The following is a 13,471-nucleotide window of genomic DNA, read 5'->3' as shown; positions in this document are numbered from 1 at the left end:
TTTATGTAAAGGAAGTTATTTATGTTTATGAAATTTTTGAAGGAGTGGGTTTTTCCAATTGCCATTGCAATTCTTATTGTTGTGCTTATTCGCTCATTTTTATTCACACGCGTAAAAGTTAGTGGGCCATCAATGGAACCAAATTTGCAAGATAACGAGAATGTGTTTCTAAACAAAGTGGCAAGTTATAAGCGTGGAGATGTTATTGTATTTAACGCTAAAGATGAAGATCCTAGGTACCAGTCTGGGGACGATAAGTACGTGAAGCGTATTATTGCGATCCCAGGTGATACAGTTGAATACAAAGCGTCTAATCTGTACGTCAATGGCAAGAAAGTTAATCAAAGCTTCATTAGTTTGAATGAACGTACACAGGGAACGGAAATGTCTTTTGGTAGCACATGGTCTCTTAAGACACTTTCCTCCGGTACGCTATGGCAGAAAAAGGATCGCAATAATTCTACAGTTCCAAAAGGTAAGTATTTTGTCATGGGCGATCATCGGTCAGTTTCAAATGATGGTCGGTATTTTGGATTTGTAGATAAAAAGCACGTTGTTGGTAAAGTCATTGTTCCATTTTGGAATAGTAACAAAACAGCTAAAGCAAATGTCAATCAAGGGAATAAAAATTTCTTTAGTAAGTAAGTTGCATTAACTTTTAAAAAATGCTATGATTACTATCAATAAAATAAAACCTTTAATCAGGTCCAGAGAGACCTGCAAGGCTTTAGATACTTTTGGTGAAGTGTACACTTTTACCCTCATTTTCTAGAACCAAGCGGTCGCTCAGATCGCTTGGTTTTTTGTATAAAGAAGGGTAATATGCGAAATTATTTGAATATAAATGCAATTAATAAAAATGACGTGCTACACTTAATACAACGTGCGTTGGCGTTAAAATCAGGTGAGCAACCTAAAACAAAATCGATAACGGCTGTAAATTTATTTTTTGAAAATTCAACGAGAACGCATAGTAGTTTCCAAATGGCAGAGAATCAACTTAATTGGAAACAGATACAAATCGACCCTCAAACTAGTTCAATGACAAAAGGAGAGAGTTTGGTTGATACATTAAAAACCCTTAAAGCGATTGGTGTGGATGTTGCAGTAATTCGTCACTCTCAAAATTCATGGTATGAAAACGTCTTACGGAGTGAAGGGCATGCAATTCCACAACTTGTAAATGCGGGGGACGGTAGCGGCCAACACCCTTCACAAAGTTTGTTAGATTTAGTGACAATTTACCAAGAGTTTGGACATTTTGAAGGTTTGAAGGTTCGAATTATTGGTGACCTAGCACATTCACGAGTAGCGCGTTCAAATGCAGAGATACTCAACAAGCTTGGCGCAACAGTGACATTCAGTGGACCAAAAGACTGGCAACCAGTTGATTTTGATTCATTTGGCGAACATGTGGACCTTGATGTTGGTTGGTCGGAACAAGATGTTGTGATGTTTCTTAGAGTACAGCATGAACGAATTACACATACTGAAAATCAAAATTTTTCGGCAAAAAAGTATCATGAAGTGTATGGTTTGACTGAATCACGTTATGAAAATTTGAAAGAAAATAGTATTATTATGCACCCGGCCCCAGTTAATCGAGACGTTGAAATTGCCGATGATTTAGTTGAAGCACCAAAATCACGCATATTTGACCAGATGACCAATGGCGTTTATGCACGAATGGCCATTTTAGAATACGTTACGGAGTAAGTAAATGCAACTAATAAAAAATGCTAAAATTTTATGGAACAATCAACTCGTTCTTCGAGATATTTTAATTGACCAAGGAATCATTCAAAAGATTAGTAATCATCTTGAAAGTAAAGCAGCTACCGTTTTTGATGCCAAAGGGGCCTTCCTTTCAACGGGATTAGTAGATGTGCACGTACATTTTCGTGAACCTGGTTTTGAGTATAAGGAAACGATTAATAGTGGATCTAAGGCGGCTGCACGCGGTGGGTTTACGACTGTGATTGCTATGCCTAATTTAAATCCAGTTCCTGATAACGAAGAGAAGATAACGAATCAAATCGCACGAAATAAACAAAATGGTGTGATTCATATTGAACAGTACGGGGCAATCTCAAATAATTTGACGTCAACTCAAGTAACCAATATTAAAGGAATGTCAGCAGCTGGGGCCAAAGCATTCACAAATGATGGTAAAGGGGTACAGACAGCAAATACTATGCTCCAAGCAATGGTCGCCGCTGCATCGGTTAACAAACCTTTAGCCGCGCATTTGGAAGACGATACGCTGGTTCATGATGGTGTCATGAACGAGGGGAAAGCATCAACAAAATTAGAATTACCAGGAATTACAGGATTGGCGGAAAGTTCACAACTTGCTCGAGATTTGGTACTAGCTAAAGCTGCTGGCGTTCATTACCATGTTGCGCATATTTCAACTAAGGAATCGGTTGAATTGGTGCGAATTGCTAAACATGAAGGTGTTCATGTTACTGCAGAGGTTTCTCCGCATCACTTATTATTATCAGAAGAAGATATCAATTCTGATAATGCAATGTTTAAAATGAATCCACCACTACGAACTCAGAGAGATCGTGAAGCAGTCATTGCTGGATTGTTGGATGGAACCATCGATATGGTTGCTACTGATCATGCGCCACATGGAAAAGAAGAGAAACAGAAGTCTTTCCGAGAGGCACCATTTGGCATTACCGGAATCGAAACGAGTTTCCAACTGCTTTATACTTATTTGGTTAAAAATGGTGTGATGACTCTAGAAACTTTGCTTGAGCGAATGGTCACTGCTCCAGTCAGTGCATTCCACTTGCAAGCGCCCACTAGTATCGAAGAAGGTGCGCGAGCAGACCTCGCTCTGTTTGATCTAGATAATAACTATGAAATCGATACTGAAAGCTTTGAATCGATGGGAAAAAACTCACCATTTATTGGATGGAAAGTGTATGGAAAAACACTGGCCACATGGGTTGACGGTGAAATTGTATATAAGGATAACGTAAAATGAAAAAACGCTACTTATTATTAGAAAATGGATCAGTATATGAAGGGGAAGCTTTTGGTGCTGATGTTGATATCATGGCCGAGTTAGTTTTTAATACTGGTATGTCCGGATATCAAGAATCAATTACAGATTTATCATACCGAGGTGAAATTATTGTATTTACTTACCCACTAATCGGTAATTACGGGGTTAATCGTGATGACTTTGAAAGTTTGCGACCAGCTGCATCTGCGATTGTGGTGCACGAAATCGCTCGACGACCAAGCAATTGGCGCAAAACAATGAGTTTGCCTGAATGGGCAGAAAAAACTGGAATGCCCGGTATAACGGGCATTGATACGCGCGCTTTAACAAAAGAGTTACGTAATCAGGGTTCCATGAAAGCAGCGCTTGTTGATGAAATAACTGACGAAGTCGTTGCGAGACTAAAAGCGTTCGAAACATCGAAAACAATGGTTGCAGATGCAACAACAAAGACACAGTATCAAAACCCAACTGATGGTGTATCAATCGCGCTCATTGATTTTGGACTGAAAAATTCAATTCTTCGCTCGCTTGCCAAGCGCGGTGTTAACGTGATGGTATTTCCTGCTAATGTGGACGCAGAAACAGTATTGGCAGCGAACCCTGACGGTATCTTATTGTCGAATGGACCTGGTGATCCCAAAGATGTAAAATATGCCATTCCAACAATTCAGAAGCTACAAAAGCATTTACCGTTAATGGGCATTTGCTTGGGACATCAGCTGTTCGCAATCGCCAATGGTGCAGAAACTTACAAAATGAAATTCGGTCATCGTGGTTTTAATCATGCCGTGCGTACGATTTCCAAAGCGAGATTAGACTTTACGTCACAAAATCACGGCTACGCAGTAGAACGAGCAAGCTTAGAGAAAACAGATCTAGTTGTGACACACGAGGAAATTAATGATCAGACTGTTGAAGGTGTTCGTCTAAAAGGCTACAATGCTTTCTCTGTTCAATTCCACCCAGATGCAGCACCTGGTCCACACGATGCTGAATATTTATTTGATGAATTTTTGGATATGATAGCTGATTCAAAGAAGGAGACTACAAATGCCTAAACGTCAAGACATTAGTAAAATATTAGTGATTGGTTCTGGGCCAATTGTTATTGGTCAAGCAGCCGAATTTGATTATTCTGGCACACAAGCCGCGCTCTCTTTAAAGGAAGAAGGGTATCATGTTATTTTAGTAAATTCTAATCCGGCAACGATTATGACTGACGCTGAAATTGCTGACAAGGTATACATTGAGCCTTTGTCAATTGACTTTATTGAACGTATTTTACGTAAGGAGCGTCCAGATGCTATTTTGCCGACGCTAGGTGGTCAAACTGGATTAAATATGGCTAAAGACCTTTCCGAAGCGGGAATTTTGGATGAACTCAATATCGAGTTACTTGGAACTAAGCTATCAGCAATCGAAGAGGCCGAAGATCGTGAAGAATTTAAAGCCTTGATGGAACGTTTGAATGAGCCCATTCCAGAGTCCATCATTGCAACTACTTTAGAAGAATCACTTAATTTTGCTGACACACATGGTTATCCAGTAATTGTTCGTCCAGCCTACACGTTAGGCGGTACCGGCGGAGGTATTGCTCAAACCCATGAAGAGCTTTCGGAAATTACGGCCAATGGATTAGAACTTTCTCCTGTAACACAAGTGTTGATTGAACGTTCGATTGCAGGTTACAAAGAGATTGAATTTGAAGTGATGCGTGACGCTAATGACAACGCATTGGTTGTTGCTTCAATGGAAAACTTTGATCCAGTTGGTATTCATACTGGAGACTCGATTGTGACTGCACCAGTTCAAACATTATCTGATCGCGAAGTTCAAATGATGCGTGATGCAGCGTTAAAAATTATTCGTGCATTGAAAATCGAGGGTGGTGTCAATATTCAAATGGCACTTGATCCTGATTCATACAAATATTATATTATTGAAGTCAATCCACGTGTCAGTCGTTCTTCAGCGTTAGCTTCAAAGGCGACTGGATATCCGATTGCCAAAATGGCTGCAAAAATTGCCGTTGGCTTAACACTTGATGAGATCATCAATCCAGTAACTGGCACGACAAAGGCAGAGTTTGAACCAGCATTAGATTATGTTGTGTTTAAAATTCCACGCTGGCCATTTGACAAATTTTCAACAGCAGATCGTCGCCTAGGCACGCAAATGAAGGCAACTGGTGAAGTGATGGCTATCGGTCGCAATATGGAAGAAGCCATGTTAAAGGCTGTTCGCTCACTAGAGATTGGGGCTATTGGTTTAGATGATATAACCTATAAGGATCTTTCAGATGATGAACTGCTAGCAGCATTAATGCCTGCTCGAGATGATCGTTTGTTTATGATTGCTGATTTATTGCGCCGAGGTGTTTCAATTGAAACTATTCATGATAAAACACTAATCAATGAATTCTTCTTGGATAAAGTATTGCATGTTATCGAAATTGAGCAAGACCTTGCCAGCCATGTTGGAGATATTGATCAGTTGCAATATGCTAAAAAGAATGGGTTTGCTGACGAAACAATTGCTAAAATCTGGGGCAAGACAGCTGCTGATATTAGAACACTACGCAAAGATAAAAAAATTAAGCCAGTTTATAAAATGGTTGATACTGTTGCGGCAGAATTTGAATCGGCAACACCGTATTATTATGCAACCTATGAACAGGAAAATGAATCGATTATTAGTACAAAAAAATCGGTACTTGTACTAGGTTCTGGACCGATTCGCATCGGGCAGGGTGTTGAATTTGATTATGCAACTGTTCATGCTGTTAAGGCTATTCAACGGGCTGGATATGAAGCGATTATTATGAATTCTAATCCAGAAACCGTTTCAACGGATTTCTCTATCTCAGATAAATTGTATTTTGAACCACTTACCTTGGAAGATGTTCTCAATGTGATTGATTTAGAGAATCCAGTCGGTGTGGTGGTGCAATTCGGCGGACAAACTGCAATTAATTTAGCTCAACCTTTGTTAGACAATGGCGTAAACATTTTAGGAACCTCTGTAGAGGATCTAAATCGTGCCGAAGATCGTGAAGCATTTGATCAGGTCATAAAAGAACTTGCTTTACCACAACCTGTTGGTAAAACAGCAACCACAGTAGACTGTGCATTAGCAGCTGCACAATCCATTGGATATCCTGTATTGATTCGTCCTTCATACGTTTTGGGTGGTCGAGCAATGGAAATTGTTTCTTCTGACGATGAACTCCAGGACTACATGCAGCGTGCGGTCAAGGTTTCAAATGATCATCCGGTATTGATTGATTCGTACTTAGTGGGACAAGAAGCAGAAGTAGATGTTTTGTCAGATGGTGAAACAGCTGTAATCCCCGGTATTATGGAACATATTGAACGGGCGGGGGTCCATTCAGGGGATTCTATGTCAGTTTACCCACCACAATACTTGTCACAAAAGGTTCAAGATGAAATGGTGCAAGCCTCTATTAATTTGGCTAAAGCTATGAACACAATAGGGTTGATGAACGTGCAGTTTGTTATCCATGAAAATACGGCATATGTTATCGAAGTAAATCCACGTGCATCACGTACAGTACCGTTCATATCGAAAGTCACGCATCTTCCGCTCGCTCAATTAGCAACAAGAGTTATGTTAGGTGAAAAATTGTCAGAAATGGGATTTGAGACGGGACTTGTTCCTAACGATGATATGGTGCACGTTAAAGCACCAATATTCTCGTTCACAAAGTTGCCCGATGTTGATTCTTTGCTCGGCCCAGAAATGAAGTCTACTGGTGAAGTCATGGGGTCAGATATTAACCTGTCCAAGGCGTTGTATAAGGCCTTTATTGCTTCTAACATTAAAGTACCACGTTACGGCAATGTCTTATTCACAGTTGCTGATGATGACAAAGAAGAGGCGCTCGAATTAGCAAAGAGATTCAATGATTTGGGATTTGCTTTGTTTGCAACTGCCGGTACGGGTGCTTACTTGTCAGACAATGACTTGCCTGTGGAAGTACTCGATAAAATTTCGGAATCAGATAATAATGCGGTTGCAGCACTGCGTCAACAAAAAGTGCAGGTTGTTATTAACACAACTCAAGCAGATGACCGTGCTGAAAGCGATGGCCGCTTGATTAGAAATGCTGCGATTGAAAATGCCGTGCCTTTGTTTACTGCCTTAGACACAGTTAGTGCCTTCTTAGAAGTATTAGAGTCGCGCAGTTTTACAGTGAAAGAAATGCACTAAACTTTTTCAAATAAGCTTCGGCTTATGTACATAGGAGGATCATAATGACAGAACAGCCAGTTTTTATTGCTTTGGACTTTCCTGATGCAACTACTACTTACAAATTTTTGAAGCCTTTTTCAGATTTAGTAGAAAAGCCAGCATTGAAAGTTGGTATGGAACTTTTTTATCGTACGGGACCAGAGTTCATCACAGAACTACGTGCATTGGGCTATACGATTTTCTTAGATTTAAAACTTTACGATATTCCAAACACTGTTGGTCGTGCAGTCGCTAATATATCAAAACTAGATGTACAATATTTAACTCTGCATGCAGCTGGAGGGAAAAAAATGCTAGAAGCAGCTGTTGCCAATAAAAGTGAAGCGTTAAAATTACTTGCAGTGACGCAGCTAACTTCTTTTTCTGAAGCTGAGATACAAGAGATACAATTAACCACAGCAACTATTGAAGAAAGTGTTGCACATTTGGCTGAGCTTGCTTACTCGGTGGGCATAGACGGGACAATTAGTTCACCCTTAGAGGCTGGTTTAATTAAGTCACACACGAATGATCGATTTTTACGTATCACACCTGGTATTCGTTTAGCTGGTGATGAAGCTGGAGATCAAGTGCGTGTAACTACGCCAGCGGAAGCCAAGAAATTGAATTCAACTGGATTAGTTGTTGGTCGATCAATTACACAATCGACCAACCCAGTGGCTGCATATCAATGTGTTGTCAATGAATGGAGAAAATAAATGACAGACTATAAACAACAAGTAGCTAATGATTTACTTGAAATTGGTGCCGTAAAATTTTCGCCAGAAGAACCTTTCACGTGGGCCTCGGGTATTAAGAGTCCAATATATACAGATAATCGGATGACCATTGGTTTCCCTTCGGTACGTCAAAATATATACAAAGGGCTGTCTGAACTAATAAAAAAAGAATATAGTGACGTTGAGATTATTGGTGGAGTGGCTACTGCAGGTATTCCACATTCAGCTTGGGTAGCTGAAGAATTAAATAAACCAATGGTCTATGTACGTTCAAAACCCAAAGATCACGGGGCAGGTCGTCAAACGGAAGGTGCATTGGTAAAAAATCGTAAAGTCGTTCTGATTGATGATTTGATATCAACAGGTGGGTCTGTGTTGGCCGCAGTAAATGCGGTGCGTAAGGAGGGAGCAAGTGTCCTTGGTGTTGTTTCCATATTTTCTTATGAATTACCAGCTGGTAAAAAAAATTTTGCTGAAGCAGGACTAACATTTAACTCACTGACAACATATTCACAACTAATTGAAACAGCCGTTAAGCGTGGGGATCTCGATAAATCACAAGTTGAAACCTTACAAAACTGGAAGGAAAATCCAAATGCTTGGCAAGCATAATAAAAAGGCTCATCAGAGATGAGCCTTTTTATTTGGTTTTTAATAAATAGCGTCGCGATACAGTCCGATTACTTTTCCTAAAATAGAGACTTTTTGCAAAATAATTGGCGCCATGCTGTTATTTTCAGGTTGTAAGCGATAATGATCGGCTTCACGGAAAAAACGCTTAACTGTCGCTTCATTGTTATCATTCATTGCGACAACAACATCACCATTATCAGCATTCTCTTGCTTACGTACGATAACTTTGTCTCCATCTAGAATGCCAATGTTAACCATTGAATCACCATGAACATTAAGCATGAATAGGTCACCATCAAATTGCATTAAATTATCTGGGATAGGGAAAAATTCAGTTGCTTCTTCTTCTACTGCCAAAATTGGTGTACCCGCTGTAACCATTCCAAGTACCGGAATTTTTCCGGGTGTGGTTGAAATCCCAAGCATCTCTAAACCAATATCGGTTACTTCAATCGCACGAGCTCTTGGTTTAGAAGCATCTTTTAAAAGATAACCTTTTTTTACCAGACGTTCGATGTGACCGTGAATAGTTGAAGAAGATGATAATCCAACAGCTTCACCAATTTCTCGGACGGTTGGTGGGTAACCATTTTCTGATTGTGCTTCATGAATAAATCGAAGCACTTGAATTTGTTTGCTTTCTTGTGTAATTGCCATGATGGGTTTCCTACTTGTTAAATTTACTATCATCAGTATAACGGAAAAACACGAACAAATCAAACGTTTGTTCGTTATTTTTTTAAAAATTCAACCTAATATTAAATAAATAATAAAAAATTCGTGTTATTTATTTTTATAACGAACAAAATGGTTCATATTGAAAACGTTAACTCTGCAAGTTATTATAGCACGCCTTTGCTGGCTGTGCTATAATAATTATCAGACATTTTAGTAAGGAGAATATGCATGATTAGCACATGGCTAGCAATTTTGATTGCAGTGTTAACTTTAATTATTGGTTTGGTCGGTGGCTTTTTCTTGGCACGTAACTCAATGAAGAGTTATCTTGCAAAAAACCCACCTATTTCAGAAGAAATGATGAAATCAATGATGATGTCAATGGGACAAAAACCATCTCAAAAGAAATTGAACCAAATGATGGCTCAGATGAAGCAACAAAGTGCCAATTCGCAAAAAAAATAAGCCAATCGGCTTATTTTTTTTCTGAACGTTTTGGATCTACATATTTCCAAGTTGGGTCAATCTCAGCATCTAATTCTTGGAAAGCTGCTTGCATCTGCTCAGTATATTTAGCAATATTTTCCTTGTTCAATCGGTCTTTACGATCAATAATAATTGGCTCACCAAAATTAACTGTGGTATTATTACGTTTGAAAAGTTGACTGAACTTTACAGGGCCTTGATATACAGCTGGTACGATTGCCTTTCCAGCCATTCGTGCAATTAGAATGGAACCTGATTTTAAATCATCACTGTGTCTAGAACCAGAAGGAAACATTATTAAAGAGCGCTTGCCATCTTTTAATTCGCGTACAGGTATTTTGATGACGCTTGGGCCAACATTTTCACGATCAACTGGGAATGCGCCGGCTGATTTGATTAACCATGCAAGTGGCTTGAATTTAAATAATTCAATTTTTGCCATGAAAATAAAGTGTTTTGGGTAGGCTGCCACAGCATACCATACTGGATCCCACCAAGTGCGGTGTGGACCAACTAGCACATAGTTATCGTTTTGGGGTATTCTGTCGCGATTCATGTATTTAATGCGGCCAGTAACTGCCCATATTAAAGCAACAGCAATGCCGCGTAAAAAATCATAGAATTTCATATTTATTTACCTCATAAATTAATCATTTCAATTTTACAGATAAACAGAAAGAAACGCAAATGACACAACCATTTCTTAAAGCAAATGAACGTATTGATGGACTTCCATCACAAAATATTAATATCATCCAGAATCCAGACATGTTTTCATATTCCTTAGACGCGATTTTATTAGCACATTTTGCTGATGTAAAAGGAAAAGGTAAAGGGTTATCTGTTGATTTGGGATCAGGTACTGGCGCGGTTGGGCTTTTTTACGCTCCAAAAGTGACTGGGGAAATAAAGTTAGTCGAGATACAACCAGAATTAGCTGAAATGGCACAACGTAGCATTGAACTGAACAATTTACATGAACGTGTTTCAGTCGTTCAGGCTGACATGAAAGATATATTTAATGAAATTAAACCTGGCTCTGTTGAAACTATTCTGACTAATCCACCTTATTTTCCCTTAACTGAGACTACCAAGACTAATATAGATAAACATTATGAAATTGCGCGCCACGAGTTGATGATTAACTTACCTGAACTGGCCCAAATTGCCAATAAACTGCTGAAAAATAATGGTAAGGTCTATATGGTACACCGGCCGGAAAGGCTAGCAGATATATTTGCAGCGTTTGCTGCACGAAAGCTTATGATTAAAAGAGTTCAATTTGTTTATGGAAAGGCAAACCGCGAAGCCAATATGGTTTTAATAGAAGCCATTAAATCTGGCCGACCAGGTGGCGTGCGCATTATGCCACCCCTTATCGCCTATACTGATGACAATGACTATACATCAGAGGTTCACGACATCCTTTATGGTAAAGCGTGGCATGAATGAAGTATTATTATTTTTATGTTTTATATACAGCGGATGGTTATTTTTATGGTGGATTCACGGATAACGTACAACGTCGTCTAGCGACACATGAGTCTGGTAAAGGGGCTAAGTTTACCCGCGTAAAGTCGCGGCATCCATTAAAATTGATTCACTATGAAGAGTTCCAGACAAAGAGCGAAGCGTTAAAAGCAGAGGCAAATTTTAAGAAATTAACACGAATTAACAAGGAAAAGTATTTATTAGTACACCACGTAATCAAAATTTGGTAATATGCTTGTCAAGGAACCAAAAATAATGTAAAATGTAATATGTTGTGAAAAGCAGCAAATACACACGATAAATGAGAACACGTAGGTGCAGAAATGTCAGCGTGAACAACGAATTTGTCGGCGGAAAAACCTAGGAGGCCATATCATGGCAGTTATTTCAATGAAAGAACTCCTCGAAGCAGGAGTACACTTCGGTCACCAAACACGTCGTTGGGACCCAAAGATGGACGAATATATCTTTACAGAACGTAATGGTATTCACATCATCGATTTACAAAAGACAGTTAAGTTAGTTGACGAAGCTTATAACTTTATTCGTAACGCTTCTACTGATGGCGCTAACGTATTATTCGTTGGTACAAAGAAACAAGCTTCTGATGCGATTGCTGAAGAAGCAACACGTGCTGGCCAATACTATATCAACCATCGTTGGTTGGGTGGTACATTGACAAACTGGAACACTATCAAGACACGTATCCAACGTTTGAAGGATTTGCAAACAATGGCCGAAGACGGTACATTTGAGCAATTGCCTAAAAAAGAAGTTGTTTTGTTGAACAAGCAACGTGAAAAGTTGGAAAAGTTCTTAGGTGGTATTCAAGACATGCCTGGCTTGCCAGATGTATTGTTTGTTGTTGATCCAAAGAAGGAAGAAATTGCCGTCAAGGAAGCAAACATGTTGAATATCCCAGTTGTAGCTATGATCGATACAAATGCTAACCCAGATGTAGTCGATGTTAAGATTCCTGCTAACGATGATGCTATTCGTGCCGTACGTTTGATCACATCAAAGATTGCCGATGCTGTTATTGAAGGTCGTCAAGGCCAAGATTCAGCACCTGAAGATGCATTCGTTGAAGGTGACGAAAACACAGAATCAATCGAAGAAATTGCTAACATCGTTGAAGAAGGCAATAACTAATTAATTTTATTCTATAAATACCGTTCCTAGCGGACCTGTTCGGGACGCGGAATGGTATTTTAATATGTTATAATAAAAATACATTAAACTATTTTAGAGGAGCACTATAATGGCAATTACTGCTGCACAAGTAAAGGAATTACGTGATAAGACATCTGTTGGAATGATGGATGCTAAAAAAGCATTGGTTGAAGCTGATGGCGATCTAGACAAGGCAATTGATTTATTGCGTGAAAAGGGTATGGCAAAGGCCGCTAAAAAGGGTGATCGTGTCGCTGCCGAAGGCATGACAGCTGTTGCCGTTAAGGGTAACCGCGCTGCAATCATTGAATTAAACTCAGAAACTGACTTCGTGGCTGGTAACGCTGAATTTAACGAATTGCTAAACGCAGTTGCCAACACAATCGTCGAATTTGCGCCTGCTGACGTTGAAGCTGCTTTGGCACTTGAAGTTCAAGAAGGTCAAACTTTGAACGACAAAATTATCGGAACAACTCAAATTACTGGTGAAAAGATTACTTTGCGTCGTTTCTCAGTAGTAGAAAAGTCAGATTCAGAAAACTTTGGTTCATATTCTCACTTGGCAGGCTCAATTTCAGCTTTGGTTGTTGTTGATGGTGCTTCAGAAGAAGCTGCCAAGGATATCGCAATGCATGTTGCTGCTATTGCACCACAATTTGTATCTGATGATCAAGTACCTGCTGATGTTATTGCTAAGGAAAAGGAAGTGCAATTAGCTTCTGAAGATTTGAATGGTAAGCCTGATAACATTAAGGAACGCATGGTCGAAGGACGTATCAAGAAGTTCTTGGCTGAAATTTCTTTGTTGGATCAACCATTTGTTAAAAATGGCGACCAAACAGTTGCACAATTCATTTCTTCACAAAATGGATCAGTTAAGTCATTTGTTCGTTACCAAGTTGGTGATGGCATTGAAAAGCAAGTCACTGATTTAGCTGAAGAAGTTGCTAAGCAACTTGGTTAATATTTAAAAACTACTAATTGCCATTGATTGTTT

At 39.3% G+C, this 13,471-nt stretch carries 14 protein-coding genes; 12 read left to right on the top strand and 2 right to left on the bottom strand.

Features of this window, described 5'->3' with window-relative positions:
- Positions 1-21: 21 nt before the first annotated feature.
- From lepB to pyrE, 7 genes are all read left to right on the top strand, one after another.
- A complete protein-coding gene (lepB, locus tag LEUM_RS05915) occupies positions 22-645 on the top strand; it encodes a signal peptidase I (RefSeq protein ID WP_011679937.1) in 624 nt (207 codons plus the stop codon).
- A 177-nt stretch (positions 646-822) separates the two neighbouring features.
- The gene (locus LEUM_RS05910; protein ID WP_011679936.1) at positions 823-1,716 is read left to right on the top strand and encodes an aspartate carbamoyltransferase catalytic subunit; all 894 of its coding nucleotides are present in this window, start codon (positions 823-825) and stop codon (positions 1,714-1,716) included.
- A gap of 4 nt (positions 1,717-1,720) precedes the next feature.
- Complete coding sequence (locus LEUM_RS05905; RefSeq protein WP_011679935.1) at positions 1,721-2,998, top strand: dihydroorotase; 1,278 nt, start codon at positions 1,721-1,723, stop codon at positions 2,996-2,998.
- Positions 2,995-4,080 (top strand): glutamine-hydrolyzing carbamoyl-phosphate synthase small subunit, encoded by a 1,086-nt coding sequence (gene carA, locus LEUM_RS05900; RefSeq protein ID WP_011679934.1) that lies wholly within the window; start codon positions 2,995-2,997, stop codon positions 4,078-4,080. Before LEUM_RS05905 ends, carA begins: the two co-directional genes overlap by 4 nt.
- On the top strand, positions 4,073-7,252 hold the full coding sequence (gene carB / locus LEUM_RS05895) for a carbamoyl-phosphate synthase large subunit (protein ID WP_011679933.1): 3,180 nt from the start codon (positions 4,073-4,075) through the stop codon (positions 7,250-7,252). Before carA ends, carB begins: the two co-directional genes overlap by 8 nt.
- Positions 7,253-7,296: 44 nt before the next feature.
- The gene (gene pyrF / locus LEUM_RS05890) at positions 7,297-7,992 is read left to right on the top strand and encodes an orotidine-5'-phosphate decarboxylase (protein WP_011679932.1); all 696 of its coding nucleotides are present in this window, start codon (positions 7,297-7,299) and stop codon (positions 7,990-7,992) included.
- Positions 7,993-8,625: an orotate phosphoribosyltransferase gene (pyrE, locus tag LEUM_RS05885; protein ID WP_011679931.1), complete on the top strand. Its 633-nt coding sequence runs from the start codon at positions 7,993-7,995 to the stop codon at positions 8,623-8,625.
- A 39-nt stretch (positions 8,626-8,664) separates the two neighbouring features.
- On the opposite strand, the gene lexA is transcribed toward pyrE, so the two are convergent.
- Entirely contained in the window at positions 8,665-9,303 is a 639-nt protein-coding gene (lexA, locus tag LEUM_RS05880) for a transcriptional repressor LexA (protein ID WP_011679930.1), read from the bottom strand.
- 249 nt (positions 9,304-9,552) lie between these two features.
- Here lexA and LEUM_RS05875 point away from each other — a divergent pair, with 249 nt between their 5' ends.
- Positions 9,553-9,789, top strand: a complete 237-nt coding sequence (locus tag LEUM_RS05875) for a YneF family protein (protein WP_002814697.1) — start codon at positions 9,553-9,555, stop codon at positions 9,787-9,789.
- Between the two features lie 10 nt (positions 9,790-9,799).
- Here LEUM_RS05875 and LEUM_RS05870 read toward each other — a convergent pair whose 3' ends face one another.
- Positions 9,800-10,438 carry a lysophospholipid acyltransferase family protein gene (locus LEUM_RS05870; RefSeq protein WP_011679929.1) on the bottom strand — a complete coding sequence of 213 codons (639 nt, stop codon included), beginning with the start codon at positions 10,436-10,438 and terminating at the stop codon, positions 9,800-9,802.
- Positions 10,439-10,497: 59 nt separating this feature from the next.
- Between LEUM_RS05870 and LEUM_RS05865 the strand changes: the two genes are divergently transcribed.
- The 4 genes from LEUM_RS05865 (at position 10,498) to tsf (ending at position 13,438) form a co-directional block, all read left to right on the top strand.
- Positions 10,498-11,262 (top strand): tRNA1(Val) (adenine(37)-N6)-methyltransferase, encoded by a 765-nt coding sequence (locus LEUM_RS05865; protein ID WP_011679928.1) that lies wholly within the window; start codon positions 10,498-10,500, stop codon positions 11,260-11,262.
- A complete protein-coding gene (locus LEUM_RS05860) occupies positions 11,259-11,531 on the top strand; it encodes a GIY-YIG nuclease family protein (protein WP_011679927.1) in 273 nt (90 codons plus the stop codon). Before LEUM_RS05865 ends, LEUM_RS05860 begins: the two co-directional genes overlap by 4 nt.
- A 145-nt stretch (positions 11,532-11,676) precedes the next feature.
- Positions 11,677-12,453 (top strand): 30S ribosomal protein S2, encoded by a 777-nt coding sequence (gene rpsB, locus LEUM_RS05855; RefSeq protein ID WP_002814693.1) that lies wholly within the window; start codon positions 11,677-11,679, stop codon positions 12,451-12,453.
- Positions 12,454-12,562: 109 nt separating this feature from the next.
- Positions 12,563-13,438, top strand: a complete 876-nt coding sequence (tsf, locus tag LEUM_RS05850; protein WP_002814686.1) for a translation elongation factor Ts — start codon at positions 12,563-12,565, stop codon at positions 13,436-13,438.
- Positions 13,439-13,471 lie beyond the last annotated feature (33 nt).

This window comes from Leuconostoc mesenteroides subsp. mesenteroides ATCC 8293, from assembly GCF_000014445.1.
GTDB classification, from domain to species: domain Bacteria; phylum Bacillota; class Bacilli; order Lactobacillales; family Lactobacillaceae; genus Leuconostoc; species Leuconostoc mesenteroides.
This window is presented reverse-complemented; position numbering and strand designations above follow the sequence as displayed.

Coding starts and splice junctions, on each gene's coding strand:
- lepB (WP_011679937.1), top strand. CDS start 22: ATGTTTATGAAATTTTTGAAGGAGTGGGTTTTTCCAATTGCCATTGCA.
- LEUM_RS05910 (WP_011679936.1), top strand. CDS start 823: ATGCGAAATTATTTGAATATAAATGCAATTAATAAAAATGACGTGCTA.
- LEUM_RS05905 (WP_011679935.1), top strand. CDS start 1,721: ATGCAACTAATAAAAAATGCTAAAATTTTATGGAACAATCAACTCGTT.
- carA (WP_011679934.1), top strand. CDS start 2,995: ATGAAAAAACGCTACTTATTATTAGAAAATGGATCAGTATATGAAGGG.
- carB (WP_011679933.1), top strand. CDS start 4,073: ATGCCTAAACGTCAAGACATTAGTAAAATATTAGTGATTGGTTCTGGG.
- pyrF (WP_011679932.1), top strand. CDS start 7,297: ATGACAGAACAGCCAGTTTTTATTGCTTTGGACTTTCCTGATGCAACT.
- pyrE (WP_011679931.1), top strand. CDS start 7,993: ATGACAGACTATAAACAACAAGTAGCTAATGATTTACTTGAAATTGGT.
- lexA (WP_011679930.1), bottom strand. CDS start 9,303: ATGGCAATTACACAAGAAAGCAAACAAATTCAAGTGCTTCGATTTATT.
- LEUM_RS05875 (WP_002814697.1), top strand. CDS start 9,553: ATGATTAGCACATGGCTAGCAATTTTGATTGCAGTGTTAACTTTAATT.
- LEUM_RS05870 (WP_011679929.1), bottom strand. CDS start 10,438: ATGAAATTCTATGATTTTTTACGCGGCATTGCTGTTGCTTTAATATGG.
- LEUM_RS05865 (WP_011679928.1), top strand. CDS start 10,498: ATGACACAACCATTTCTTAAAGCAAATGAACGTATTGATGGACTTCCA.
- LEUM_RS05860 (WP_011679927.1), top strand. CDS start 11,259: ATGAAGTATTATTATTTTTATGTTTTATATACAGCGGATGGTTATTTT.
- rpsB (WP_002814693.1), top strand. CDS start 11,677: ATGGCAGTTATTTCAATGAAAGAACTCCTCGAAGCAGGAGTACACTTC.
- tsf (WP_002814686.1), top strand. CDS start 12,563: ATGGCAATTACTGCTGCACAAGTAAAGGAATTACGTGATAAGACATCT.